The sequence below is a fragment of the Acidicapsa ligni genome (assembly GCF_025685655.1).
Taxonomy (GTDB): Bacteria; Acidobacteriota; Terriglobia; order Terriglobales; family Acidobacteriaceae; genus Acidicapsa; species Acidicapsa ligni.
In genome coordinates this window covers 871944-897445 of record NZ_JAGSYG010000001.1, presented here as the reverse complement: position 1 = coordinate 897445, position 25502 = coordinate 871944, and the positions used below count along the sequence as shown (strand labels likewise).

Annotated in this window: 22 protein-coding genes; 19 read left to right on the top strand and 3 right to left on the bottom strand. The window is 53.9% G+C overall.

The features are described from left to right. Positions 1–13: 13 nt before the first annotated feature. Positions 14–1774, top strand: a complete 1761-nt coding sequence (locus OHL19_RS03525; protein WP_263356202.1) for a glycerophosphodiester phosphodiesterase family protein — start codon at positions 14–16, stop codon at positions 1772–1774. 249 nt (positions 1775–2023) lie between these two features. Here the strand turns inward: OHL19_RS03525 and OHL19_RS03520 are convergent, their stop codons facing one another. Both OHL19_RS03520 and OHL19_RS03515 read right to left on the bottom strand, forming a co-directional pair. Beyond that, positions 2024–2344, bottom strand: a complete 321-nt coding sequence (locus OHL19_RS03520) for a c-type cytochrome (protein ID WP_263356201.1) — start codon at positions 2342–2344, stop codon at positions 2024–2026. Between the two features lie 2 nt (positions 2345–2346). Continuing rightward, the gene (locus tag OHL19_RS03515) at positions 2347–3408 is read right to left on the bottom strand and encodes a hypothetical protein (protein ID WP_263356200.1); all 1062 of its coding nucleotides are present in this window, start codon (positions 3406–3408) and stop codon (positions 2347–2349) included. A 135-nt stretch (positions 3409–3543) separates the two neighbouring features. On the opposite strand from OHL19_RS03515, the gene OHL19_RS03510 reads away from it, so the two are divergent. Further along, positions 3544–4854: a nucleotidyltransferase family protein gene (locus OHL19_RS03510; RefSeq protein WP_263356199.1), complete on the top strand. Its 1311-nt coding sequence runs from the start codon at positions 3544–3546 to the stop codon at positions 4852–4854. 7 nt (positions 4855–4861) lie between these two features. Here the strand turns inward: OHL19_RS03510 and OHL19_RS03505 are convergent, their stop codons facing one another. Then, positions 4862–5509 (bottom strand): class I SAM-dependent methyltransferase, encoded by a 648-nt coding sequence (locus OHL19_RS03505; RefSeq protein WP_263356198.1) that lies wholly within the window; start codon positions 5507–5509, stop codon positions 4862–4864. A 325-nt stretch (positions 5510–5834) separates the two neighbouring features. Here OHL19_RS03505 and OHL19_RS03500 point away from each other — a divergent pair, with 325 nt between their 5' ends. The 17 genes from OHL19_RS03500 to OHL19_RS03420 all read left to right on the top strand — a co-directional run bounded on the left by OHL19_RS03500 (position 5835) and on the right by OHL19_RS03420 (position 25431). Then, positions 5835–8912 (top strand): SLBB domain-containing protein, encoded by a 3078-nt coding sequence (locus tag OHL19_RS03500; protein ID WP_263356197.1) that lies wholly within the window; start codon positions 5835–5837, stop codon positions 8910–8912. A gap of 75 nt (positions 8913–8987) precedes the next feature. After that, positions 8988–10265 (top strand): GumC family protein, encoded by a 1278-nt coding sequence (locus OHL19_RS03495; protein WP_263356196.1) that lies wholly within the window; start codon positions 8988–8990, stop codon positions 10263–10265. Beyond that, a complete protein-coding gene (locus tag OHL19_RS03490; RefSeq protein WP_263356195.1) occupies positions 10262–11596 on the top strand; it encodes an oligosaccharide flippase family protein in 1335 nt (444 codons plus the stop codon). Before OHL19_RS03495 ends, OHL19_RS03490 begins: the two co-directional genes overlap by 4 nt. After that, the gene (locus OHL19_RS03485) at positions 11593–12843 is read left to right on the top strand and encodes an O-antigen ligase family protein (RefSeq protein WP_263356194.1); all 1251 of its coding nucleotides are present in this window, start codon (positions 11593–11595) and stop codon (positions 12841–12843) included. The genes OHL19_RS03490 and OHL19_RS03485 overlap by 4 nt, the downstream gene beginning before the upstream one ends. Continuing rightward, positions 12840–13679: a glycosyltransferase family 2 protein gene (locus OHL19_RS03480; RefSeq protein ID WP_263356193.1), complete on the top strand. Its 840-nt coding sequence runs from the start codon at positions 12840–12842 to the stop codon at positions 13677–13679. The genes OHL19_RS03485 and OHL19_RS03480 overlap by 4 nt, the downstream gene beginning before the upstream one ends. 17 nt (positions 13680–13696) lie before the next feature. Next, positions 13697–14914, top strand: a complete 1218-nt coding sequence (locus OHL19_RS03475) for a glycosyltransferase family 4 protein (RefSeq protein WP_263356192.1) — start codon at positions 13697–13699, stop codon at positions 14912–14914. Beyond that, complete coding sequence (locus OHL19_RS03470; protein ID WP_263356191.1) at positions 14911–15738, top strand: WecB/TagA/CpsF family glycosyltransferase; 828 nt, start codon at positions 14911–14913, stop codon at positions 15736–15738. Before OHL19_RS03475 ends, OHL19_RS03470 begins: the two co-directional genes overlap by 4 nt. Then, the gene (locus OHL19_RS03465; RefSeq protein ID WP_263356190.1) at positions 15735–16796 is read left to right on the top strand and encodes a type III polyketide synthase; all 1062 of its coding nucleotides are present in this window, start codon (positions 15735–15737) and stop codon (positions 16794–16796) included. Before OHL19_RS03470 ends, OHL19_RS03465 begins: the two co-directional genes overlap by 4 nt. Then, a complete protein-coding gene (locus OHL19_RS03460; RefSeq protein WP_263356189.1) occupies positions 16786–17550 on the top strand; it encodes a methyltransferase domain-containing protein in 765 nt (254 codons plus the stop codon). Before OHL19_RS03465 ends, OHL19_RS03460 begins: the two co-directional genes overlap by 11 nt. Then, on the top strand, positions 17547–18731 hold the full coding sequence (locus OHL19_RS03455; protein ID WP_263356188.1) for an NAD(P)/FAD-dependent oxidoreductase: 1185 nt from the start codon (positions 17547–17549) through the stop codon (positions 18729–18731). Before OHL19_RS03460 ends, OHL19_RS03455 begins: the two co-directional genes overlap by 4 nt. Positions 18732–18760: 29 nt before the next feature. After that, on the top strand, positions 18761–19216 hold the full coding sequence (locus OHL19_RS03450) for a DUF2147 domain-containing protein (protein ID WP_263356187.1): 456 nt from the start codon (positions 18761–18763) through the stop codon (positions 19214–19216). 285 nt (positions 19217–19501) lie between these two features. Then, positions 19502–19864, top strand: a complete 363-nt coding sequence (locus OHL19_RS03445; protein WP_263356186.1) for a cupredoxin domain-containing protein — start codon at positions 19502–19504, stop codon at positions 19862–19864. A gap of 2 nt (positions 19865–19866) precedes the next feature. Continuing rightward, positions 19867–20337, top strand: coding sequence for a c-type cytochrome (locus OHL19_RS03440; protein ID WP_263356185.1), 471 nt, complete (start codon positions 19867–19869; stop codon positions 20335–20337). 149 nt (positions 20338–20486) lie between these two features. Then, positions 20487–21227 carry a response regulator transcription factor gene (locus tag OHL19_RS03435; RefSeq protein ID WP_317890537.1) on the top strand — a complete coding sequence of 247 codons (741 nt, stop codon included), beginning with the start codon at positions 20487–20489 and terminating at the stop codon, positions 21225–21227. 49 nt (positions 21228–21276) lie between these two features. Then, a complete protein-coding gene (locus OHL19_RS03430) occupies positions 21277–23091 on the top strand; it encodes an ATP-binding protein (RefSeq protein ID WP_263356184.1) in 1815 nt (604 codons plus the stop codon). Between the two features lie 40 nt (positions 23092–23131). Continuing rightward, positions 23132–24700 (top strand): hypothetical protein, encoded by a 1569-nt coding sequence (locus OHL19_RS03425; protein WP_263356183.1) that lies wholly within the window; start codon positions 23132–23134, stop codon positions 24698–24700. Further along, positions 24697–25431: a hypothetical protein gene (locus OHL19_RS03420; RefSeq protein WP_263356182.1), complete on the top strand. Its 735-nt coding sequence runs from the start codon at positions 24697–24699 to the stop codon at positions 25429–25431. Before OHL19_RS03425 ends, OHL19_RS03420 begins: the two co-directional genes overlap by 4 nt. The last annotated feature ends 71 nt before the right edge of the window (positions 25432–25502 follow it).

The following is a 25502-nucleotide window of genomic DNA, read 5'->3' as shown; positions in this document are numbered from 1 at the left end:
CGAGGAGTCCGCAATGAAGCGTATCTTTGTCTCGATGTTTTTTGTGTCAGTCGCGGCCACAACGGCACACGCCGCTGCTGTACTGCCTGGGCCTCAATTGCTCTGCCATCGTACCGCGAATGAAGACATACCGGAGAACACGCTGGAGAGCGTAGAACAGGCAGCATTACTGGGATGCAACGTAGTCGAGCTCGATCTGCGACGCACTCTGGACGGCAAGATAGTCCTCAACCATGACGGCATTCTCGAGCGGCTTACAGATGGCATAGGCGAAGCTGAGAAGAGCTACTACGGCGATCTGCAACTACGAGATGCCGGTGCCTGGATGGGCGAAAGATTCACAGGCATGCACATGGTGCTGTTTGAAGATGCTCTGCGCGTAGCGCGAAAAATGGACATTCGACTCGTTGTAGATATGAAGACCAAGGGCATGGGCCCGGAAGTCTTACAGATACTGCAACGCGAGGGCATGCTGGAGCATGTTCAGTTCAATGGTGAATGGGACGATGTAAAGAAGTTATACCCAGGCGCGAGAGGTGCAGGCGACACCGCCGTATGGGTACAGCCGGGAGTAACACCTGCACAAGTGGCGGCGTATCACCATGAGGGCAACGCAGTGATCGTCAACTTCTCTGCCAATAAACATGATCTGGATTTGGCCGGGATGAAAGCTGCAGTGGCTGCAGGTGTAGACGCCATCAATGTGGACTATCCTCGACTGGGCGCGGATGCAGTAGGCAGGCCCGTAGAGCGCAAGCTGCATGAGCTGATTCTCAAGGCCGATGCAGGTGAAAGCGACTCGCGAGTTGCTGCAATTCTGGAACTGTCCCGCTATAGTGGATTTCCTTTGCAGGATGATTTTGCGCGTTGGCTACTCGATGCAGACGATCATGTCTCGCGGACTGCAGCTCAGGCATTGGTAACGGCGCGTCCTCGAACAGCGCCTGCTGTTTTCTCCGCAGCACTCGTGTCGGAGCATTCGAGCGCACGGGCAAATGCTGCGTGGGCTCTGGGCATGCTGCAGGCTCCTGCATCGATGTTGCTTCCACTGCTCAAGGACAACGATTCGCTCGTTCTTCAGCAGACGCTGCTATCCCTGGCTCGCATACCCGGAGAAATAAGCTCCGAGACACTGTTGCCCTTGTTATCCAATGCCGATCCCGCCGTGCGTGGAGCCGCTTCCATAGCGCTGGCACAGCATCAACCCGAGGTTGCAGCGAAGGCCATCCCAACACAGCTTCGCATTGAGATGAAAGACGAGCGGGTAATTTACGACGATTATATAAAGCGCGGTAAACCCAAGCTGACACAGGCAGAGACCGACGTAATCATGTCTTCATTCCGCTGCCAGATCCAGATGGTGCATGCGATCTCACTGGTGAAGAACGACGCTGCTACACGCGAACTGGAAGCCCAGGCTTTTCGAGTGGGAGAAGATTTTTCAGAGTTCAACAAAATCATCGCAGCATTCCAGTTGTGGGATCGCATCGGAGCAGATGTAGAGCCTGCCATACAAGCATTGGGATCGAGCGATGGAGAAGCAGCAGACCGCGCAGAGTGGATGTTAGTGAAAGCCGGGCCGATGGTATTGCCCGAAGTACGCAAAGCACTTGACAGCGATAACTCCGCGGTCCGTCGACGAGCAATTCACATCGTGGCCTGGCAGGGAGATACCAAGTCCCTCGATAAGCTGCGGGCAATTCACGCCACAGGCGGACCAGACGCAGAGCTATCTTCATGGGCTATTACGACAATTGAAAACCTTCATTCATAAATACAATCATAGATAAATTCAATAAATTAGATACACTGCAACACTCGTCCGCTCAAAAGAACTTGGCGCCTCCATTCGTGGAGGCGCCGGCGGCGAGCTCTTCCATCCCGATCCAATCCGATGAATACGTCACACACCCTTGGCATCTTTAATCACCAATACAGCAGCCTGTTTCATGCCAGAGAAAAGCCCCCACACCTGAGTGTGGAGGCTTGATCGAAGTAGATCTCTAACTAATTTACCGATGCATTATGGATTCAGGAAGCGAAGCAGCTCTTGCTCATCATGCTGGCTAAGCGATGCACGTACACGCATGTGACGTACAACTGTCCCCGAGATGCTGGGAGAGAAACCATCCGGAGCCGTGTGGCAACGAGAGCAGTTCTGTGCGAAGATGCGTTCGCCTTCACTCTGCACGCGTCCTGGTTTCTTTGGTGCTGCGGTGTTCTTCTTATCCGCGTGAGTAGTAGCTTGTGGTGCGGACTGTGGCTGAGCGTGTACGACAGCAACCAATGGTGTTAGGAGCGCTCCGACAGCAAGAGTACAGGCGAAGAGATGTTTATGGCTCATGGCTATTTTCCTTTCCAGGCTGGAAACAGGAAGCGATAGACAATTCCAGTCTCCCATACATTGGTGTTACCGGTGGACGAGAACTGCCGCGCGTAGCTGGTAAGTATCCTGGTGTTGTGCGGCAGGTTGTAATCGAGTCCGAAGTCTGCGCGCTGCGTGTTCACAAGTGGAACACTGTCGCTGGCTGCCGTATCGCGGCGAAAGGTCTGCTGGATGCGGAACAAAGGCTCGAAGCGACCAATCCAACTGTCGAGGCCACCGAATGCCTGGGTGCGATAGTCGGCTTCAACCCAGTAGCCCTGGGCATGATGGCCGCGCGCAAACTCAGAGCGTAGTCGGAAGGCCGTATCTTTGGGCTCCCACCAGACATGCGTGCCGTAGAAGTTTTCCTGGATTCCCTGCAGAGAGCGACCATAAGAGAGACCGACTTCCAGTCCGCTATTGGGCAGGAAAAGGCTCGCACGACCACCTGAGGAACGTTCGGAACTAAATTGCACGTTTGCGCTGCGCGTGGAGTAATAGGCGGTGTAGTCAATGGAGTAATTGTGCCTGGAGATTGCAGACCCACGTAACATTCCACCGAGACCAGTGCCAGTGGACATGACACCGAGGCCGCTGATCAGTGGCCCATCCTGAAAGTTTCCGATCCAGATAGGAGAGAGACGTTCATTGTAAGTTCCGAAGGGAGTCAGGAAGCTGCCTATGACCACGGTGGCATGTGGCGAAGCAATGTAATCCCCCTGAAGATAAGTCAGGCCAATGAAGTGAGAATGATTGTAACCAGGATCACCAGGGCCATTGGGAGCGAAGGTCTCAAGCAATGCTGCTCGGGATTCGACGAGGAAATGATTACCGATTGGTGCAGATAGAAGCGGCTCAATGATAGGCAAATAGCTGGTACTACCGGCATTGGTGGTCGAAAAAAATCCGACACCTCCTGAGATCAGTGGTGTGTTTTGTGCCGTTCCGTACCGCACGGCGCAGAGCATGGCCAAAATGAAGACAATAAGCCTCGTTGGTCGTGCCAATCGTAAGAGATAGAGGGAGTTTCGTGGACGCGGCATAGTAGTGACTGTAGCGGTACTCTCCGCACGATGTGTCTCCGGATAGTCTGGCCTTTGTCAATTGATTGTCATTTGCGATTGCCTCTCGACCGCAAAGAATGACCAACAATACAATGACAATCGGCTTACAGGCACATGACAATCCTCCATCTCAGGCTGGATAGAGTGAACGGGGTGCCAATACTTAATTCCAATGCGATGCCAGTCCGTCTCCGCAGAGAACAGCGGATACGTGAGGCTGTACTGTTGAGCTTTTGCGATCCTTTACCAGAGCAATGCTCGCTGCTTCGACGCCTCTCCGGCAGGGACTGGAGAAGGCTGTTGTATTGGTTGGACACGAGTGGTCTGGCGCTGTACTTTCTCGATCGCATGACGGAGTTACAGCTCCGCGAAGTATTTCCCCCCGCCGTGCTTGCGCGACTGCAAGAGAATCTAGTCGACAACACCGAACGCACCCAGGGGATGATCGATGAATCGAATGCTATCCATCGTGAGTTTCAGGATGCACAATTCTCCTATGCGATATTAAAGGGATTTTCCCTCTGGCCTCATTCTGTACCTAAACCGTGGCTTCGTTCGCAGCTCGATATTGATTTCCTGATAGCAGCGAAAGATGCTCCCCAGGCACGACAGATCCTCGAGAGCAGGGGCTATCACCTTCACGCCATCAGTGGCCGAAGCTGGGAGTTCAAGACAAACTTCACTCCTGGTGGCTCACTGAAAGATCTATACAAGACTGTCCCTTTTCGTTGCGTAGAGTTGCACCTGGAGGCGGCGAATCAAGGCCGCCCGCTTTTGCTCGAACGCACCGAGAATCTCGACTTTCACCGCGTGCGCGTGCCGGTACTTTCACCCGCCGATCTGTTTCTAGGCCAGGGATTGCACATGTACAAACATGTGTGCAGCGAATTTTCGCGCACCGCACACCTGATTGAGTTTCGTCGGCATGTGATCGCGCGCCGCGATGATGACGCTTTCTGGAGTGAAGTTCGATTGAGAGCGCAGGACAATCCGCGAGCATCCTTCTCGCTTGGAGTGGTTACGCTGCTGATCACACAGGTCATGGGCGATTTTGCACCTGTGGCGTTTTCAAGCTGGACCGTTGATACTCTTCCAGCTTTCGCTCGACTCTGGGTGGAGCGATATGGACATCGCACGGTCTTAGCCAGCGTTCCGGGAAGCAAGCTCTACCTGCTGTTACTAAGGGAGCTTGAGGTCGTTGGTGTTCCTGCAAAACGTTCTCTTATAAAAGCACTTGTGCCTTTGGCTTTACCGCCTGTTATCGCGCACGCGCCAGAGAATGAGACATTGACAGCGCTTATCCATCGCCATCATATGCAGCTTCGTTTTGTCTTTTCCCGCCTACGTTTTCACGCCGTAGAGGGGCTGCGCTATGCATACGAGTTGCGCCGTTGGCGGCGGTACACGAGTGAATTCGAAGGATAGTAATTCGTTAGTTGAATCCGCGAACTGCGACATAACTCTTTGTCAGGCCAAGCACCCGCTCCTTGAGGATAAGGCAGTCGGGAAACAACTGCTTCATCTCCTTGTAAGTCAGCAGTCGGATGTCAGACAGCATCTCCTCCACCTGAGCCACGCTCGGCTTCGTCAGTAGACCCCAGAGGGTAAAATGCCGCGCCATGCGGGTCTGCAGGCTTCGGGGAAGGTACTGAAAGAACGGGGCAAGCAGGTGCGACTCTAGCGGAAAACTGCGGGCGGGTGTCTGTATCCAAAGCCTCTTTCCCGCACGTCGAGCCTCCGCTGCGAATGCCTGTTGCCGTTCCCAGGTCGTCATGTGCTCGATAACAGAGTTTGAATACGCGATATCGAAACTCGCATCCGCAAATGGCAAATTGGTCGCATCGCCCACGACTGCCGTAAAGCGGCTATCACTTAGTACGGCTGGGTCTGGAAATATCAGGTTCACCAACACGACTGGAAATTTGAAGTCGTATTGCGACTCCGTAATCCAGGTATTCGGGGCGCCGCCAATGTCGAGCAGCGGTGTCTGCGCAGAGGGCCGAAACATAGCGTAGAACTTCTTCATCCGCCGCCGCCGGAAGACAATAAACACCTTCTGATGAATGGTGAGCAGCTGCATATTTCTCGTCTTCTTCTCCTGAATATTCAAGGGCGATTCCAATGGATGTCGACAACACAGCCTCGCATCCGAATCGATTTTCTCTTAAACCATAGCGATTACTGGCTTTTGAATTGTCAGAGAACTGTCACAAATTTGAAAGAAAATACCCCTTTCAGCGGCCCTGATCAGCTGTCATGGCCGGGGCCGAGAAATCTTTTGAACCATCCCAACTCTCGAAAATCCGCCTCTATCACAGGCAACAAAAGAATGACAATTCACTGACGAACGCATGACACCCCCACTGATCCGGTTCTTTACGGTGAAAGACGAAGAGTAAAAGCCTATGTCGCAATTCCCAACTTTCGCAGGTGTCATCCAGATGAATCGCAGTCGCCAATCGCACACACGCACCAATTTCGATCGCATTCCGCGGTTGGTTTCGATTCTATCTACAGCCGCTTTGGCGTTTGTTTTCGCCTTAGGATCTACGGCTTATGGACAGATCCCACTTGGGTCATCCCCATCCTCATCCCAGGGTACGTCCCCGTCTTCGGCGGACGACTCCACCACTGGAGCTGGAGCGATAACATCGTCCGCGGATAGTGACACTTCATCGGACGATAGCAACTCCTCGACCAGCACGGGAATCCTGACCGGCACGGGTCTGGCGAATTCGACCGCTCTCACCTCGGATCAAATCATTCGCATTCTGCAGCAAAGCCCGGATCTGGTCGTGGAAGTAAAATCCCAGGTGGCTGATCGCCTGCAACAGCAGGGTACGCAGGTTGATGCAAATGATATCTCGGACGAGATGCTCTATAGCCAGATCGCGACGAATGCCAGCCTGCGTGGGAGCATTACCACCTATCTGCGAGCGCGCGGCTATGTCTCCTCGGATGATCTCCAGTCTGTTGGATCCACCGGCTCCGATGACCTTACCAGCGACGATTTGTCCTCTGGGCAACGAGCACTTGCGTTATCGAGCGGTCTAGGTTCGTCAGGGCTCGCTTCAGCTTCTGGTTCTGGCATCAACTCGGGATTATCTCCCACGGATGCAAGCGGCCTTTCCGCTCTGTCAGCTCAATCCATGAGCCCTACGACCAACACCCAGAGCAGCGTGCAAAAGCGCGGGCACGAACAGTCAAACGCATCGACCGATTTGCCGAAAGTACTTCGGAAGCCAGCACCTTACAATCTCCAATCCATGCGTGATCTTTACACGCAGATACCCGAGCGAACTGCGTCACTGAAGCGATTCGGATCTGAAGTCTTCATCAATCGGACCATCTCTGCAATGGCACGTGGAAACTCTGGACGCGACACTCCGCTGGATGTGCCGCTCGGTCCGGATTATGTCGTAGGCGCAGGCGATACGCTCACAATCAACATGTGGGGCGGCATGACTCAGAGCACCTCCCGCGTCGTTGACCGCGATGGTCGCATTCTCTTGCCCGAGGCAGGATCTCTTGAGGTAGCTGGCCTTCCGCTACAGCAGGCGCAAAGCATGATCGAGGGCGCGCTCAAACAACAGTTCCGAAATGTGCAGGTCTCGGTCACTGTCTCGCATCTGCGTTCGGTACGCGTATACGTCGTAGGAGATGTTCAACGTCCTGGCGGCTACGACATCAGCTCGCTCGCTACTCCATTAAGTGCTCTGTATGCGGCAGGAGGTCCGACATCGGTCGGTTCGCTCCGCATCGCACGTCACTACCGCGGCAAGCAGTTGATCGAAGATGTTGATCTCTATGACTTTCTGCTTCACGGAGTTCGCAACGGCAGTACACATTTTGAAGGTGGCGACACCTTGCTTGTGCCTCCTGCGGGAGCACAGGTGGCGATCTCTGGAGCGGTCAAGCGGCCTGCTATCTATGAACTCAAGGCCGGTGAATCAACGCTCAATGCCGTGATCGATCAGGCCGGTGGCGTTACTGCAGCAGCCTCTCTTGGCCACATCACGGTCGAACGTATCGATGCCACTCATCAGCGCGAAACCATCACAGTGAAAACTACAGGCGAGCAGAACTCTCAGGCGGATCTTGATGCCATCGCAGCCTTCCAGGTAAAAGACGGAGATCGTATCCGCATTGCTCCGATCCTCCCATACAGTCAACGCGCCATCTATCTTATGGGGCATGTAGTACGCCCTGGTCGATTTCCTTACACGGACGGCATGCGTCTGAGCGATGTATTGCATAGCTACCAGGACATGCTGCCTGAGCCATCTACTCACGGCGAAGTTATCCGTCTTGTTCCACCCGATCTTCACGCAGAGACTATCGACTTCAATGTGACCGATGTATTGATCGGGAATGCAAATCTCGATCTCCAGCCATTCGACACGATACGCATCCTCGGGCGTTATGAGGTTGATGCGCCTAAGGTCTCTATTCAAGGTGAGGTGCTGCGTCCTGCCATGTATCCGCTATCGAAAGATATGACAGCCGCGCAACTCGTACGCATGGCTGGCGGATTCAAGCGCGACGCTCTGCTCGACAGTGCAGACCTGACCAGCTATGGCATATTGAACGGCAATCAAATCGCTGGAAGCCTCGCAACAATACATATTGGAGCCGCTGTCTCCGGAGCCGATCCGAATGCGGATGTAGTGCTCAAGCCCGGCGACATTCTAACCATTCACCGGATCACGGGATGGGATGACATCGGTGAATCGTTGACGATTGAGGGTCAGGTCAAGTTCCCCGGGACCTACGGCTTCCAGGAAGGTGAGCACCTCAGTTCCGTTCTCCGACGCGCCGGCTCGTTTCGCGATACAGCCTACCCCGAAGGTGCAGTACTGACACGCGAACAGGTACGTGATCTTGAAGAGAAGAGCAGACAGGAACTTATCCGGCAGATCGAGACGAACTCTTCGGCCGCGCGGCTCGCTCCGAATCTCGGAGGAGGAGATTCAGGTGGAACGCTGCAACTAATCAAGGCGCAACAGGATGACGTGCTATCACAGCTAAAGAGCACTCCTCCTACTGGACGCCTGGTTGTTCATATCAGCGCAGATATTGATAGCTGGGCTAACACATCCGCAGATATCGAATTGCGCCGCGGTGACGTTTTGACAATCCCGAAGCGGCCTAGCTTTGTACTGGTAACTGGTCAGGTCTACAACTCCACCGCACTTACCTTTACGCCAGGCAAAACCGCAGGATGGTATCTGAGTCATGCGGGTGGAACAAATACCACGGCCAATCGCAAAGAGATTTTCGTCATCCGTGCCAATGGCTCTGTCATAGGTCGTCACTCGAATGGAAAGTTCGCCGCGGGTGTACTTGCGACCAAGCTCGATCCAGGAGACGTAGTAGTCGTTCCACAGAAAATCCTCGGATCCTCTCTCTTCTGGAAGAACCTGTTGACGACTGCGCAGCTTGCTTCGTCGATCGCAATCACTGCAGCAGTTGCGTCCATCTAGACGCACCATGCTTACAACAATGCTCAACATCACCGCACAACAATGCAACGTGATCGCAGGAATATAACAGCTGCCATGGAAAACTTTATCTCGCACAAGAACGATCCCGTAGTGGCAGACGCTCCCCCAAGCGCTGCGTGGGCAAGGAACCTTCTGTATCTGTGGCAGCGTCGCAAGACGCTGCTGCGGATCGGAATCGTAGCATTCATTCTCAGCACAGTGATCGCGTTCACTATCCCGAAGCGTTATAAGTCGACCACAAACATCATGCCTCCAGAGCAGCAAGGTAGCGGAACAGCGTTACTGGCCGCTCTCGCCGGACGCGCCGGCGGTGGAGCAGGCAGTCTGGGCATGCTCGCCAGCGGGCTGCTCGGAGCAAAGGGCAACGGCGATCTGTACATCGATCTCCTGCGCAGCGGAACAGTTACAGGATCCCTTGCTGAACGCTTTCACCTGCAGCAAATCTACAAAAAAAGGTACATGAAGGACACGCTGAAGAAGCTCAGCTCAAACACTCAAATCACCGAGAGTAAGAAGAGCGGCGTCATCACAATCGTTGTTACGGATACTGATCGTCAACGCGCGCAGGATCTCGCTCGTGGCTATGTTGAAGAATTAAACAAAGTCCTGGCGCGAGTCAGCACTTCGTCTGCACGTCGCGAACGGCAATTTGTAGAACAGCGTCAAGCCGCAGTTCTGAAGGAACTCGACGATGCCGAAGAACAGTTAAGCCAGTTCTCAAGCAGCACTTCGACAATCGACATCCGCGAACAAACCAGGGCCACAGTCGACGCGGGAGCGAAGCTGCAGGCACAGATGATCTTTGGCGAGTCTGAGCTCGAATCCCTGAAGCAGATATACGGGGACAACAACGTACGCGTGAAAGCAGCAAGCGAACGCATCGGTGTTCTGCAGCGTGAGCTCGGCAAGATCGGCGGTTCCTCAGATACCACCAACGCTCCCCTTGCACTCTCGAAGGATGAACTCTACCCGCCTCTTAGGCGTCTGCCGGAACTCGGCGTACGCTATGCGAACCTGTTTCGCCGCGTAAAAGTTCAAGAGACTGTCTACGAACTCCTCTCGGCTGAGTACGAGACGGCTCGCATTCAGGAAGCGAAAGAGATTCCGACCGTCAGCACCATTGATTCCGCAGGCTGGCCAGAGAAGAAGTCCTTCCCTCCACGCCTCATCTTCATGCTCGCGGGAACGCTGATCGTACTCCTGTTTGCGTCATTCGTAATGTTGTATCTCCGGAACTGGCACGAGTTGGATGAAAGCGATGATCTCAAAAAGCTAGTCCGTATATTCAAGTCTCGTAATGCCACGTCACACTCTGATGGGGCGCATGTATGAGCTTCACCGCCAAACTGCGCAGCGTACATATCTCCAATGCCACTTATGGCATTGCGGATTATGTTTCGCTGCCTGCGCTTATGCTTTGCTCCGCACCGTTCTTACTCCATCGGCTTGGAGTTGAACAGTATGCGATCTGGGTACTCGCAAGCGCAGCCGTGACCAGCGGCATTCTTCTCTCGGCAGGCTTTGGCGATGCCGCGTTGAAGTTTATCGCAGCGTACCGAGGCAGCAACGATCATGTTGGCGTGGAACGCATCATCCGCACGCTCCTTGGAATCAACCTCGCTCTTGGCACTACGATTGCGATCCTGGTAGGGCTATTGATCCCCTTCCTGGTTTCGCATTTGCCCAATGTAAGCGCAGCGTTGCGGATCAGCTATCAACGCGCACTTGCCATCGGCTGCATCCTGCTCGTGGTAAAAGCGGTGGAGAGTGTCTTCATCTGCGCACAGCGCGCCTATGAGCGCTATGATGTTGCGGCTCGATTCACAATCGCAACACGGGTTGCAACCATAGGTGCAGCGGTTGCGATCGCCGCCTTTGGGCGAGGAACCGTCACCATCATGCTTTCAACTCTGCTGATTGCTATCATCAGCGCGAGCTTGCAGGCATTTGCAGTCTGGCGCCGGCTTGCGATGCATAGCCTATTGCCAAGTCTGAATCGCGCATCCGTCAGAGAGCTCTTCGGCTTCGGCGCCTTCAGTTGGATACAGGGAGCAGTCGGGCTTTTGACTGGGCAAGCGGATCGCTTTCTAGTCGGCTATCTTCTCGGCATGCATGCGATCGCTTACTACAGCATCTGCGTGCAGGCTGCACTGCCTATTCACGGTATCGTGGCTGCTGGCCTGCAGGTGCTCTTTCCGTATCTCGCTGCACGGCTCGGATTGCTAAGCGCCTCTGCCATGCGGCAAAAGTTTGCCACTGCTTTTGCGGTCAACGTCGTATTGGTTGCAGCCCTGGCCGCACCAGTGATCTTTGGTAGCCGATACATTCTCCGTCTTTGGATGGGTGAAGATTTCTCATCCCACGCGTACGTTGCTCTCTCCATAACCGCGTGTGGATTCGCATTGCTGGGACTGAACGTAACAGGCTTCTACATGCTCATGGCAATGGGCCGTATCAAGCTGCTTGCCCTTGTCAATGTTGCAGGAGCAGCGGCCATGCTCGCGGCCATCGCAATTCTCGCTCCTCGCTTCGGCATCGTGGGCGCTGCCGCAGGACGTCTCATTTATGGCCCAATCATCTGCCTCATCTACATCCCTCTGCGTAAGGCGCTGCATATCACGCAGGGCGTTCCGACCCAGGCTTCCATGCAGGGGGCTCTATGATATCGGCCAACCACATTCCTCAAGCCAAAGCGGACGCGGGCAGCAAGAGCTCCTTTCGCACGCCGCTGCAATTGCTCGCAGGGTTCTTCTTCGCTTACAGATTCGCTCTCATTTATCTGGGGTTTCAATCGGACCCGCGCGCGGGCTCCATAACAACTCTCGCGTGCAGTGCTCTCATTCTCACCGCCTCCATTCTTTACACCGTGGGAGACGAAAACTTTTCCATACGCTTTCTCTTCACCGGCCGCACTGTGTGGTGGCTGCTGGCTTACCTGGGGATGTCCGGCCTTAGTCTGCTTTGGACAGGCGCTGAATCCATCATGGATGCCGGCGGCTTATGGACCGGAATGGTGATGGAGGTCGCGACCGTACTGTTGATCGTGAAGCGGCCGAACGTAGCAGTCGGAGTCGATGCGCTTCTCAAAGGTTTTGTACTGGGCATGTTGTTCGTAGGAGCCGTAGCGTGGATGGGACCAACCTTACCCGATCTCCGAATCGGAGATTACGACTTTCTACATCCCAACATTATCGGTATGTACTCCGCGCTTGCATTTTTCCTCGCGCAACATCTAGCACTTGAAGAACGCATGTGGAGATGGGCCTGCCTTGCACTCGGCATCACCATGCTGCGCAGTATCAGCAAGACTTCCATCATCGCCTTTTTCATCGCGGAGTCATTCTATCTGCTGCGCGACAAACACATCCGTCGCCGCGTAAAGATTCAGATCGCCGCAGTAGCTCTTATCGTTTTTGCGGTTTTTGCAACGCTGATGGAATCGTATCTTGAGATCTACACCACGAGCGGCGGCGTTAACCAGGCTGAGACTCTTACTGGCCGCACGGCGATCTGGGCGACAGCCTTCTTCATGGCGATTGAGAAGCCATTGCTCGGACATGGCTTCTATTCTTTCCGCGCCCTCATCCCAGCGTTCGGCAGCTTCGAGCCTTGGCATGCACACAATGAGCTCTTACAGGAGTTCTTTGAATATGGACTGCTCGGTGTCGTAGTGACCATCGGCATCTACCTTTCGCTGATCTCTGCAGCGAAACGATTTACTGCAAAAATGCTGGTCGCTGCATCGAACACATCGCGCCCTTATGGGAAGCTCGCCACTGTTGTCATACTGTTCGCGATCATTCATGGACTCACCGAATCTGTAAACTTTGGACTCTCCATCCCTCTATGGCTTTTTGCTGCACTCGCAATCGTGCTTGAGCAATCGTCATCGAAGGCAGGTACATCATGAACAAAATTTCTATCATCACTCCCTCGCTCAATCAGTGTGCCTACCTCGGCGAAACCCTCGAAAGTATTCGCATACAAAATTATGCGAACGTAGAACACCTTGTGCTTGATGGCGTTTCCACGGACGGATCCGTAGCACTGCTGCTGGCTAAAACCGGGCCTGAATGGCAGCACATGAGCTGGGTATCGGAGCGCGATGGCGGCTGCACACAGGCTTTGAACAAAGGCATCCGCCTCGCTACAGGAGATATCATCGGCTGGCTTAACTCCGACGATCGCTACCGGCCTGGATGCCTGGAACTCGTCGCGAAAATATTCGAGCAAAATCCGGATATCGATGTGATCTACGGCGACTTCACCTTCATGAACGAGCATGGCACGCATCTGCGCGTTCGTCGTGAAATTGAATTCAGCCGCCTCGTGCTTTTTTACCATCGCATCTCTCCGATTCCATCGACGGCCACTTTTTTTCGTCGCAGGATTTTCGACGAGGGCAACTTCTTTGACGAGTCTCTGCAATTTGCAATGGACTACGAGTTCTTTGTCCGGCTTGTGAACAAGGGTTATCGCTTCAAGCATATCCATGCATTGCTCGCTGACTTTCGTCTTCACCCTACAAGCAAGACCTGCGCAACAGGCGCGAGACAGCTCGCTGAAACGCGCATGACAATGCACAAGTATTCGCCTGTAGCAACCCGCGTCAAGAATAAGACGCTACGCGACATTTGCCTTTACGCAATGCAGATTGCCGCTCCATTCGCACGTTACACCGAAAAATTACTCCGCGGCTACTACCTGCCCGATAGCATCATCGGACGCGAGCGCCCGATTCGTTAAGACCAAGAGGTTGTTCCATGCATGTACTGCTTGCTTCCGTATCATCTGCAACATCTCCTGCCGGGGTATGCCGCCACGCTGCAAATATTGCACGCGGGATGCTCGCACTCCCTGCTGTGAAAAAAGTAACGATGCTCACTGGAGAGTGGCAATCGGATTACTTCTGCAATGCCTTCGACCTCAAAGATGAGAGGCTGGAGATTCGGCACGTCTCAATAAGCAATCGGTCCTTGGCGCGCAATCTCTGGTACCTGCGTGGACTTCCCGCAGCAGCCCGGCAATATGGCGCAGATATTATTCATCTCGCGTATCCGATGCCTGTTCTGCAATCCGCAGGAGGCCCACCTGTCGTTGTGAGCCTTCACGATCTGTACCCATTCGATATTCCCCAGAACTTCGGGAAAAAAGCGTGGCTCAATCGCGCCGCGCTTAAGTTCTGCCTGCAAAATGCAGACGCGATCGCTTGCGTCTCCGAAGAGACAAGTGCTCGCGTGCATGAGCTCTTTCCTGTGAGGAGTTCGGGCAAGACAGTCACCATACCTAACTCAATCTATCTTCCGTCTGAGCTTCGTTACGCCTCTCTGCCAGGTGCAGTCCGTGACTGCCCGTTCTTTCTGTGCGTAGCGCAACATCGTGCGAATAAGAATCTCCCTCTGCTGTTGCGATCGTTTTACCTTGCTCTCGATCGCGGTGTAATACCGGCGGACTCCAAGCTGGTTGTGGTTGGTAAAGAAGGACCGGAAACACAGCGCCTTCATCGAATCATCACCCAGTACCACCTCGATAGCCGAGTCTTATTTCTACGTGGCATATCCGATGCACGTCTCGCATCTCTCTATGCCAATTGCGACCTCGTCATCGCTCCATCGCTGCTTGAGGGATTTGGATTGCCGGTGGCAGAGGCGTTGACTGCCGGAAGCAATGTGGTCTGTTCAGATATTCCCGCGTTTCGTTCCATCGGGGCTACGCGATGCACATTTTTTGATCCGGAAGACAACAGCGGCGAATCGCTTTTGACCGCATTACAAAAGGCGATTACGACCCCGCGTAGTACCGCAATCTCGCCTGTTGGACTCGAACCGCAACAAGCAGCCGCCATGTATCTGGCTTTGTATTCCAGTCTCTTACTAGGTAAACGTACAAACGTATTGCAGCCTTTATCCGCTGCCCATCAAACGTCTGGCCTGCTGTCAGCTTCAATCCAGACGTCAGCATCAGAAAGGCATTCACTATGAAAGCAACAGGTAGCCACCCCGTAGCCCACGTCCTCGGAATAGACGTCGATGCTATCGATATGCAAGGAGCATTGGGACGTGTCGCCACTGTATTGCAGGGCTCTCGCAAAGGTTATGTGTGCGTGGCTGGAGTACACGGTGTCATGGAAGCACAGCGCAACTCACAACTACTGGAGGTCTACTCCGCATCCGAAATGACTATCCCGGATGGCATGCCTTTAGTGTGGGTCGGACGCATGCAGGGGCATGCAAAGATGCAGCGTGTCACTGGACCAGATCTGATGCTTGAGATATTTCGTCGCAGCGAGTTCGCTCACGTCACGCACTTCATCTATGGCGGAGATGAAGGGATAGCAGAAGAGCTGCGCGATAAATTGAAAGAACGGTTTCCCTGGGTAAAGATCGTCGGCACATACACACCGCCCTTTCGTGAACTCTCCGATTCTGAACAGAAGCAGTTTGTCTCAACAATCAAGGAACTGAAGCCTGATATCATCTGGGTCGGCATAAGCTGCCCCAAGCAGGAAATCTTTATGGCACGCTACCTTCCGATGCTTGAAACAAAGCTGATGTTCGGAGTAGGAGCGGCGTTTGATTATCACACCGGACGTATTCGCGACTGCGCTGAATGGGTCAAGTCGGCAGGTCTACAATGGCTGCACAGATTAGTACAGGATCCCAAACGATTGTGGTGGCGCTATCTTCGCAACAATCCTCGCTTCGTGTTGCTCATAGGATTACAAATATTGAGAATGCGGCGAGAGCCGCTCCGCTCAGATATACATAAACCAGAAACACAACGTAATGTTGAGGTGCGCTCATGATGCCTGTCTGTATTAGTCGAATTGCAACCGCGACTCCGCCGCACGACGTGCATGCTGGATTTCTCGATTATGCGTCCAGTATGTTGCTCGATCAGCGTAAGCGCGCTTTGTTAAATCACATGGCGAAGCGATCCGGCATCGATCATCGCTACTCATTCGTTAAGGCAGAAAGAAATAATACCCAGGGAACGTTTAATGGCGAAGCCTTCTATCATGAAGGCAGCTTTCCCGCGACAGCAAAACGGATGGAGATATTTGAAACTTTTTCGCCTCAGTTGCTGCATTCCGCGCTTGATCGGCTCGCTCTCAACGAGGAGGAGCGCCAGAGTATTCGTCATGTCATTGTTACGTGCTGTACCGGATTATTCGCGCCCGGACTGGACTTCGCTGCAATCGACTACCTGCAACTCGATCCTGGAACTGATCGCACGATGGTCGGCTTTATGGGCTGCTATGCGGCCATCAATGGCCTGAAGCTGGCCCGCCATATTGTGCGCTCCGAACCCACTGCCAGCGTGCTGATGATCAACCTGGAACTCTGTTCTCTCCATTTTCAGAAGACTCAGGAGCTTGAGAAAATTCTCGCCTTTCTGCTCTTCGGGGATGGCTGCGCTGTAAGTCTGATTCGCGCGAGCGACCAGGGATTTGCACTTGATAACTTCAGAGCATACACAATTCCTGAGGCACGCGATCTGATTCGCTGGCGCGTCGGCGATAGCGGCTTTGATATGGATTTGTCAGGGAAAGTTCCCGGTGAAATACGGAAAACGCTCAGCTTGAAAGTGGATGAAATTAATCCGGAAAAGAATATTGATTTGTGGGCAGTCCACCCAGGTGGGCGTTCGATTCTCGATGCTGTAGAGTCCAGCATGGAGTTAGCGCCTGACACGCTGGCGGCATCGCGTTCAATTCTGCGACGCTTCGGCAACATGAGTTCGGCAACGGTTATGTTTGTGCTTGAAGAACTCATGCGTACAGCTCAATCCGGTCAACGTGGATGCGCCATGTCTTTTGGACCTGGCCTCACCGCAGAGACGATGAACTTCCATGTCCTTTAATACGGATGCCCTCGCGATGAAGAAGCATCCTCCCGAGTACACGCTCGACTTCTCGCAACGTGCGTATCTCTCTGAGCTGATGGACGAGCCCTGTTCGTATGAAGATCTGCGCGACTGCCTTCGCGATCTTGCGCAGGTCAATCGTGTTTTGTCTGCATATCGTCCCACGCTCCAGTGGTTGGAGCAGTTCATGCAGCCCTCGCCCCACAACCGGCCTCTTCATATTGTCGATGTCGGTTGTGGCGGAGGCGATATGTTGCGTCACATCGAGCGCTGGGCTCTCCGTAAAAAAACTTCAATTCGCCTTACCGGCATTGATATGAATCCCAATGCTATTCGCGCCGCGCAGGAGTTCACGCCGGCGAATAGCCGCATCCGCTGGTTCACAGGCAAATCTGATTCGTTTAACACCACAAAGGAACCAGTCGATCTCGTCATCAGCTCTCTCTTTACACATCACCTGTCTGACGAAGAGATCATGCAATTTCTCCAGTGGATGGAGAGCGTGGCACAGCGCGGCTGGTTCATCTCTGATCTATGCAGAAGCAAGGCTGCATATCGTGGCTTCGAGATGCTTGCCAGGGTTGCGCGCTGGCACCCCTTCGTTCGTCACGATGGACCCGTCTCGATTTGCCGTGCTCTTCGACCGGCTGAGTGGCCTCAGTATGCGTACGCATCCGGATTATCGCTAAACTCTATTCGCATCGAAACACACTGGCCCGGTCGTCTTTCCGTCTCGCGGAGCAAGCTATGATTCTGACTCTTTGTCATGACGCACTGATCGTCGGTGGCGGACCAGCGGGATGCACCCTTGCGATTGCGCTGGCTCGCGCTGGCCGCCATGCTGTTCTTATTGAAAAGAGCAAGAGCGCGCAGCATAAGGTTTGTGGCGAATTTCTCAGTCCTGAAAGCCTGCCGTATCTTCGCCGCATCGGCATTCATCCTGAAGAACTAGGCGCACAAACGATTCACTCCATGCGCGTAGCTGGGCGGGATGTCATTACTGAAGTAGAGCTGCCATCTCCAGCACTTTCACTTACCCGGCGAACGCTGGATGAGAGTCTTCTTCTATCCGCACAACATGCCGGAGTGAGCCTGCTGCGTGGCTATACGGTGGAGCATCTGTCAAGAGATGGTGCTCAGTACAGGACGAATCATGGAAGCGGAGTGGCATCGGGTTTATGGCACGCCCAGATCAAAGACACCTCTCACTCTTCGATTTCCATTCATGGTCAGGATGCATTTCTCGCAACCGGCAAGCACGATCTTCGCGGCTGGCAACGCGAAGCACGCGGCACTCAGGACAATCTGGTGGCGCTGAAAATGTACTTCGTTCTTTCGCCGGAACAGCAGGCAAAAATAGCTGGGCACGTTGAGCTCATTCTCTATTCAGATGGGTATGCAGGGCTGCAACCGGTAGAGTCTGGCATGGTGAATCTTTGCGCACTGATTACGCGTGACAAGTTGCGTTCTCTCGATGGCCGCTGGGATCGACTGCTCGAACATATGCAGCATCACTCTCCCCACCTGGCTCGCCGTCTGAGTGGCGCAAGGCAGGTGCTAGACCGTCCGCTTGCTCTCTCTGCGATTCCATATGGTTACTGCGTTGGACCGGCAATCGATGAACCTTCTCCCTGGCGGCTCGGAGATCAGGCTGCAGTTATCCCTTCTTTTTGCGGCGATGGAATGGGCATCGCACTCTATACCGCTGAACGCGCTGCTGAACTCTATCTAAGTGGTTCGACCTCAGCGGCGTTTCATGCCGAAGCTCGCCGCGAATTCAAGCACCGCCTTTACTACACAACCATGCTTTCCCGTTTGATGATCGCAATGCCAGCGATAGCGCAGGTAGCTCGGCTATGGCCCTCCGCGTTGACTGAAATCTTCACCGCAACACGGCTACCTGGAAGTGTGATCCATGCCGCAAGCCACTAACAACACTATCGACAGGTATGAATCTCCGTATGCGAATATTCTCAGCCATCTTTTTAATTGCAGTTATGCTCTTACCTCCATCCTCCCGCGCGCAGACATCGCCGTTGCTGGGCAATTGGCGTGAGCCTACTGGGTCCGTTATCCATGTCGAACAATGCGCAAGTGGCCTCTGCCTGCGATTGGTGCTGCTCAGCCCTAAGGCTCCCGCTACTGTGGATGTACACAATCCGGATGCAGCTCAACGCAATCGCTCTCTCTGCGATCTTGTAATCGGAAGTCGCTTTCAACTCAACGACGCAACCCACGCTTCCGAAGGCACGCTATACGATCCGAAGTCCGGTAAAACTTATCGCGGCACAATGACTGTTATGGATAACACTTTAATGCTGCGTGGTTATGTGGGATTGCCTGTTTTTGGCAAAACAGAGAGCTGGCAACGCGTGTCAGGCAGCGTCGCACCGTGTCGCAGTTCAACAACCCGCTGACCTATTTATTCGTACTTTAATTAGCTCCATTGAGAGTAGGGACAGTCGATAAATATTTTGTATTGAAAGCTCGCTCCGCCTCAGAGAAAAGGCAAAAAAGACAAGGCAAAACAGGCAAGACAAAATAGTGACAATTAACTAACCACCGCATGACAACTCCCTCCCAGCGAATCGCTAGGGTGAATATAGCCGTTGGATACGATCGACATCCACGGCGCCAGCAGTCCGCTCCCTTGCAGAGCAGATCTACGGCCCCCGCAATCGTTCCTATCTAAAGGAGAGTTTATGAAGAAGTTCATGTCAATGATTTTGCTGGGCGGCATCATAGCCACGGCTGCGTTCACCCCCCATTTCCTCAAGGCTCAAGCCGCACCGCGAAGAATTGAAGTCACGAGCAAGCGATTTACATTTGAACCCGGCGAGATCACCGTGAAAAAGGGAGAGCCTGTCGTACTCGTCCTCAAAAGCACAGACGTCGCGCATGGACTGCGTTTTCGTGAACTCAACCTGGACATCAAGGTACCCAAAGGCGGAACTTCAGAGTTGAAGTTCACCGCCGATAAGACAGGCGATTTTATCGGTCATTGCTCTGTATTCTGTGGCTCCGGTCACGGCTCAATGGCATTGACGTTGCACGTGGTGGACTAGCAATGCGTCTGCTCATCGTTACGATCGCCGCAATCACTCTTACCGGGCTGGCGGGCTGCAAAGCCAGCCAGCCCGGCAAGCTGGAAACGAAGATTATGACTTCGGCCAAGCATGACGTTCTTGTGGGGAACAAAAAGCAGAAGAATCCGCTGCCGGATACCGCAGAAACTCGTGCCGACGGCAAGGAAGCATTCTCTCATTACTGTGTTGCCTGCCACGGCATGGACGGTCAGAATACAGGCGTTCCTTTTGCCGATCACATCTCGCCGCCGATTCCATCCCTGGCGTCTGCAGACGTACAGCGATACACCGATGGGCAATTGAAATGGATTCTCGATAACGGAATCAGTCCTTCCGGCATGCCGGGCTCCAAGGGAATTCTGAGTGACGACGAGCTCTGGTCGATCGTAGCTTTCCTGCGTCATTTACCTCCAGCAGGCAGTCTCGGAACTCCGGATATGTACAACCATTGAGTTAGTCCGTCTGTTTCATCAGACTTATCTGGAACAGAAGGACGAATTCATAAGTCCGCTCAAAATTGTTATCCGATTGTATTTTTTGGACATTGGTAGAACAATTAAGAGATCGGATCAACCAAACCAGCAAATTGAGGCGCGAAATCATGATCACAGATACGGATTTGATGGATGAAGGGGCAGAATTCGATACTCCCCCGGTGGCAAATCTAGGCACAATACTGGTCATCGAAGACGATCCTCGCATGCAGAAGGTGCTCCGCAGAATTTTCGCAGAGGAGCATTATGCTGTCGTCGTTGCCGGCGATGGCCAAACCGGACTCGAACTGTTCAAGAGCGAGCATCCACTCGCCGTCGTCCTGGATCTGATTCTTCCGCGGATATCCGGACGCGAGCTCTGCCAGACGTTTAAAAACCTCTCGAATGAAACACCGATCGTTGTGCTCAGTGCTATCAGCGAAGTCGTCGACAAAGTATTGCTCCTCGAGTTAGGCGCAGACGACTACGTTACCAAACCGTTTAGCCCCCGCGAGCTGACAGCGCGCGTTCAAGCGGCGATTCGCAGGCAACGCAAACCGATTCCGTCAAGCGTTTTTCGCTTTGCGGATTGCGAGATCGACTTCAAGAGCATGAGCGCACGCCGGGGCGGCGTTCCCGTGGTCCTGACTGCTCACGAGTTTAAGTTGCTGAAATTTTTTACCGACAACGCGGATCGCGTACTTACTCGGGAGCTCCTGCTTAACGAAGTATGGGGATACAACTCCTATCCAACAACACGAACTGTCGATAACCAGATTCTGAAATTGCGTCAGAAATTGGAGCCTGATCCGGCAAATCCTAGATATCTGCTCACAATTTACGGCGCAGGGTATAAATTTGTCCCATGATTCTCACCTCACCCAGCGGTCAGACGAAAGCGCTGTGGAAGTAACAAACATGCCCGAAAAGCAAGGCGTCCGAACATATGTTCTGCTCGTTGTCGCCATGGCACTGGTAATCGCAATTGTTACCGGCATGTGCCTGTTGCTTATCCGTCATCGCCTGCTTGCGCAGGTTACAGATGATCTGTCTCAAGATCTCAATCATTCCGTCATCACCTTTGAAAATCTGCAGGCGGAGCGTGTAGGAGCACTGGATCGCGAAAACTCCCTGCTCGCCGAACTGCCTACCCTCAAAGCGCTGATGACCAGTGGCGATGACCTCACCATTCAGGACGGTGCGATTGAGTTCTGGCAGCTAAGCGGAAACGATCTGTTTGCCCTCGTGGATCTGAACGGACGTGTCGTAGCGGTCTATACAAAAGGTGCAACTCCGGACGCGGATCTTCGACAAGGCCTGAAGACCCTGCTGGCGTCTCCGGACAAGCATTATCTGATTGACCGCCAAGGGCTCTATATTTGCTCCCTGCGCCCGCTTTACTTTGGCAACGATAAAGACGGCACGCTGCTTGGATATGTCATCAGCGGCGTTTCGACGGAACGCACCGTACGGCAGATAAGTCAGCCCACTGGCGTAGAAGCTACCTTCCTTAGCGGAGGGCGCGTTGTAGCCAGCACGCTCAGCCCCTCAGGCCAGGCTGGTCTGGCCACTCAGCCGCGGTTGCTCTCGGGAACACCCCAGGCGCCGTCCACGGTGAAGTTTGCAGGCACCAGATTTCTTGCCGCAACGGAAGATCTCTCTGCAGTTGCTACATCTTCGCTGCAACTGGTCGTCCTGAAGTCCTTTGAACCAGCGGAGCACTCGATCAACCGCATTGACCGGATGGTCTTGAGCGCAGGCCTCCTCGCGTTATTGTCCGGCACCATATTGATGATCACGCTCTCTCGGCTCGTGACTCGTCCACTCGAAGAGCTCTCCCAAAGCGTGATTGCGTTTGGCGTGGGAGATGGGAAATATCGTATTCCGCGGTACGGTACGCAGGAGGTACGGCAGCTAAGTACGGCCTTTGCCGGCATGCGTAAAGAGATTCAGCAGGCCAATCGGGCATTGCTTGAATCTGAGCGGCTGGCTACTATCGGCCGAATGGCAAGTTCTGTCTCTCACGATCTGCGCCACTATCTCGCCGCAATTTATGCCAACTCGGAGTTTCTCGCATCGCATCGCCTCTCCGAAAAGGAACGCGCGGAGATTTTCATCGACATCCGCTCCGCTGTTCATGGCACGACCGATATGATCGAGTCATTGCTGATCTTCAGCCGTACTGGCGGCGCCAGTATGAGAAGGGCGCCTGAATTGATGGCGACTCTACTCGAACGCGCAATGACGCTTGTCCGCGCGCATCCGGATGCAGAGGGAGTCTCTCTGATCACGCATTACGGCAATCCCGTGGAGACCGCGGCTGTTGTCGACGGAAAACAGATCGAACGCGCCATCTGCAATCTACTGCTCAATGCCTGCCAGGCCGCCCGGGATACCGGAAGACCGGCCAAGGTCTCATTGACTCTGGATACACGAGAAAAGGATATGATAGTGAGCGTCGTCGATAATGGAAACGGCGTTCCAGGAAACATTCGCAACAACCTTCTTGAGCCTTTCGTGAGCGAAGGAAAACAGAAGGGAACCGGTCTTGGCCTTACATTGGCTCATTGCATTGCGGTTGAACACGGAGGAGAGGTCGTTCTCTTCAGTAGTCATCCCGGTGAAACGATATTTCAAATGAAAATAGCGCGCGAACTCCAGCCGTGGGATGCTCCGGTTTTAGCTGAGGCAGACAGTCACGATAAGGTCATCGCACATGAGAATTTACAGTAGATTTATGCGCCGTGGGGTTCCTCTTGGAAACCCATGGCGCGTGTTGCCCCTGCTTATGATCTTTTCAGGACTATCGTTTCACCTGGTTCATGCGCAGACGGGAAATCCGCAGACCACGAACCCCGAAAATATCTCCGAGCAAATCCAGAAGCTGACCGAATCCATGACGCGAACGCAGGCTCAACTTGAGCAGTCGCAGCGCCAACTGGACGAGATGCGCCAGCAGTTGCTTGCCCTGCAACGTCAGATGGCGCAAACCGGGCCGCAAACCGGGTCACAGGCCGGATCGACAGCAACAACTTCAGCCATCCCCAATGCAACTCCGGCATCAGCACCTGAAACCATCCCTCCAGCCACCGCAGCCGCGATTGACGATCTGCGCGAACAGTTGGCCATGCAACAGGCTCAAATCGCAACCCACGAACAAACGAAGGTCGAAAGCGAATCGAAGTATCCGGTAAAGATAACCGGACTGCTCCTGCTAAACGGATTCGCCAATTCCGGCCAGGTCGATATGGCGGCGACACCGACTGTATCGATTCCGGGCTCAGGCAGCACCGGGGCATCCGTGCGACAGACGATCCTCGGTATCGATCTACGTGGCCCACATCTGTTCGGCGCTCGCAGCTATGCCGATTTGAGTGTGGATTTCGACGGGACATCGCAGTCCGCGACTTCGCCCGCAGTGTACTCCGGCAACTACAGCACGAATGCCTCGTTCCTGCGGCTCCGCACGGTCCACGCAGGTCTGCAATGGCGCAAGACCACTGCCTATTTCTCATTGGATCGGCCAATCTTCAGCCCCAATACACCGACGTCATTGACAGCCGTTGCCATGCCTGCGCTTGCCTGGTCCGGCAACCTGTGGACATGGAATCCACAGGGCGGTGTGACGCAGGATCTCAAGTTCGTTGGTTCAAGCAATCTTCGCCTGCAGGCTGCATTGATCGACGTGGGCGATGGATACCTGTTGCCCCTGACCTCGTCTACCAACGCAACAGCGGCGCCCCCCAGCTCATCGGAACAAAGTCGCAAGCCGGGAACGGAAGCTCGAATTGCCGTGATCGGGTCCAAGGCGGATGAAGGAAACCATCTCGGTTTCGGCGGATACTTCGCACCGCATCTCAGCCCCGTCGGCCGTCACTTCGATTCATGGGCCGGTACTGTCGATACTCGCTGGCTTCTGCCCGCCAATTTCGAATTTACCGGGAGTTTTTACCGCGGACAGGCGCTGGGTGGTCTCGGAGGCGGAGCTTTCAAGGATGTCGTCTACCGTGTCAATATGGATGCAGGCGGCTACTACTTCCACCCCCTCGACGATGTAGGCGGATGGGCGCAACTGAAAGAAAAGGTCAACGAGCGAGTGGAGTTCAACGCTGCTCTTGGACTCGACAACGTAACGGCCAGGGAATTGCGGCGTTATGCTGTCCCAGGTGGAACGGTCTATCAGAACCTCGCCAGAAACCGGACTTATACCGGGAATGTAATTTATAGCCCCAGCGCTTATCTGCTCTTCTCGCTGGAGTATCGTCATCTGGAGAGTTCTCCTGTCAATGGTCTCTCGAGCGGAAGCAACATCATCGGCTTGGGCGCAGGATATAAGTTTTGACACGTAAGAGGCACTTTGCCAACTGGTTGTTTTGCTGTGTCGCTGTCGCCCTGACGTCTGGGGTGATACACGCGCAGAGCAATCCTCCCGCTGCGCCCGTAACCGAGTTACGCCTGCACATTGGCTTGCCGCTGAAAGAGAAGCATGGCCCTGTTCCTGCTGTCGCCTGGCTGGAACCAACCGCAGGAACCCCAGCGCTGGCCTTCGTGCCTCATGGACACTACACACTGCTGCAAAAGAACCGCATGTTCATCCCGCACCTGCAAATCATCCCGGTCGGCACGTCAGTTCAGTTCCCCAACGCAGATCCTTTTTTCCATAATGTCTTCTCGCTCTTCGATGGCAAACGCTTCGATCTCGGTCTCTACGAAGCAGGATCGAGCAAGTCCGTCACCTTCACGCGCGAGGGCGCTTCTTATATTTTTTGCAACATCCATCCTGAGATGAGCGCGGTCGTATTGGCTCTCTCAACGCCTCTTTATACCGTTGCCGACACGAACGACTCCGTCATAATCCGCAATGTTCCACCTGGCGATTACAACTTGCATCTTTGGATCGAAGGCATACCGCAGCCCGTTCTGGATAGCTCAACCCGTCCCGTGCATCTTTCGCGTGGCACAGTCGATCTGGGTACCGTGACTATCACCACGGCTCCAGCCGCCAATGCAGCCCATACAAACAAGTTTGGCAGCGCCTACGATCCGAACGCTAAATCCCCCTATGAGCACTAAAAGCATTCTCCCTGCTTCGTGATCGGCCTTATCCTCTATTACATCCAATGAATCTGTTGGTACGGATAAAA

Excerpts from the sequence above, each read along its gene's own strand:
- OHL19_RS03495 (WP_263356196.1), top strand. The coding sequence starts at position 8,988 with ATGGAAAACTTTATCTCGCACAAGAACGATCCCGTAGTGGCAGACGCT.
- OHL19_RS03475 (WP_263356192.1), top strand. The coding sequence starts at position 13,697 with ATGCATGTACTGCTTGCTTCCGTATCATCTGCAACATCTCCTGCCGGG.
- OHL19_RS03455 (WP_263356188.1), top strand. The coding sequence starts at position 17,547 with ATGATTCTGACTCTTTGTCATGACGCACTGATCGTCGGTGGCGGACCA.
- OHL19_RS03430 (WP_263356184.1), top strand. The coding sequence starts at position 21,277 with ATGCCCGAAAAGCAAGGCGTCCGAACATATGTTCTGCTCGTTGTCGCC.
- OHL19_RS03515 (WP_263356200.1), bottom strand. The coding sequence starts at position 3,408 with ATGCCGCGTCCACGAAACTCCCTCTATCTCTTACGATTGGCACGACCA.
- OHL19_RS03445 (WP_263356186.1), top strand. The coding sequence starts at position 19,502 with ATGAAGAAGTTCATGTCAATGATTTTGCTGGGCGGCATCATAGCCACG.
- OHL19_RS03470 (WP_263356191.1), top strand. The coding sequence starts at position 14,911 with ATGAAAGCAACAGGTAGCCACCCCGTAGCCCACGTCCTCGGAATAGAC.
- OHL19_RS03505 (WP_263356198.1), bottom strand. The coding sequence starts at position 5,509 with ATGCAGCTGCTCACCATTCATCAGAAGGTGTTTATTGTCTTCCGGCGG.
- OHL19_RS03480 (WP_263356193.1), top strand. The coding sequence starts at position 12,840 with ATGAACAAAATTTCTATCATCACTCCCTCGCTCAATCAGTGTGCCTAC.
- OHL19_RS03510 (WP_263356199.1), top strand. The coding sequence starts at position 3,544 with ATGACAATCCTCCATCTCAGGCTGGATAGAGTGAACGGGGTGCCAATA.
- OHL19_RS03490 (WP_263356195.1), top strand. The coding sequence starts at position 10,262 with ATGAGCTTCACCGCCAAACTGCGCAGCGTACATATCTCCAATGCCACT.
- OHL19_RS03435 (WP_317890537.1), top strand. The coding sequence starts at position 20,487 with ATGATCACAGATACGGATTTGATGGATGAAGGGGCAGAATTCGATACT.
- OHL19_RS03460 (WP_263356189.1), top strand. The coding sequence starts at position 16,786 with ATGTCCTTTAATACGGATGCCCTCGCGATGAAGAAGCATCCTCCCGAG.
- OHL19_RS03450 (WP_263356187.1), top strand. The coding sequence starts at position 18,761 with ATGCGAATATTCTCAGCCATCTTTTTAATTGCAGTTATGCTCTTACCT.
- OHL19_RS03520 (WP_263356201.1), bottom strand. The coding sequence starts at position 2,344 with ATGAGCCATAAACATCTCTTCGCCTGTACTCTTGCTGTCGGAGCGCTC.
- OHL19_RS03500 (WP_263356197.1), top strand. The coding sequence starts at position 5,835 with ATGTCGCAATTCCCAACTTTCGCAGGTGTCATCCAGATGAATCGCAGT.
- OHL19_RS03485 (WP_263356194.1), top strand. The coding sequence starts at position 11,593 with ATGATATCGGCCAACCACATTCCTCAAGCCAAAGCGGACGCGGGCAGC.
- OHL19_RS03465 (WP_263356190.1), top strand. The coding sequence starts at position 15,735 with ATGATGCCTGTCTGTATTAGTCGAATTGCAACCGCGACTCCGCCGCAC.
- OHL19_RS03525 (WP_263356202.1), top strand. The coding sequence starts at position 14 with ATGAAGCGTATCTTTGTCTCGATGTTTTTTGTGTCAGTCGCGGCCACA.
- OHL19_RS03440 (WP_263356185.1), top strand. The coding sequence starts at position 19,867 with ATGCGTCTGCTCATCGTTACGATCGCCGCAATCACTCTTACCGGGCTG.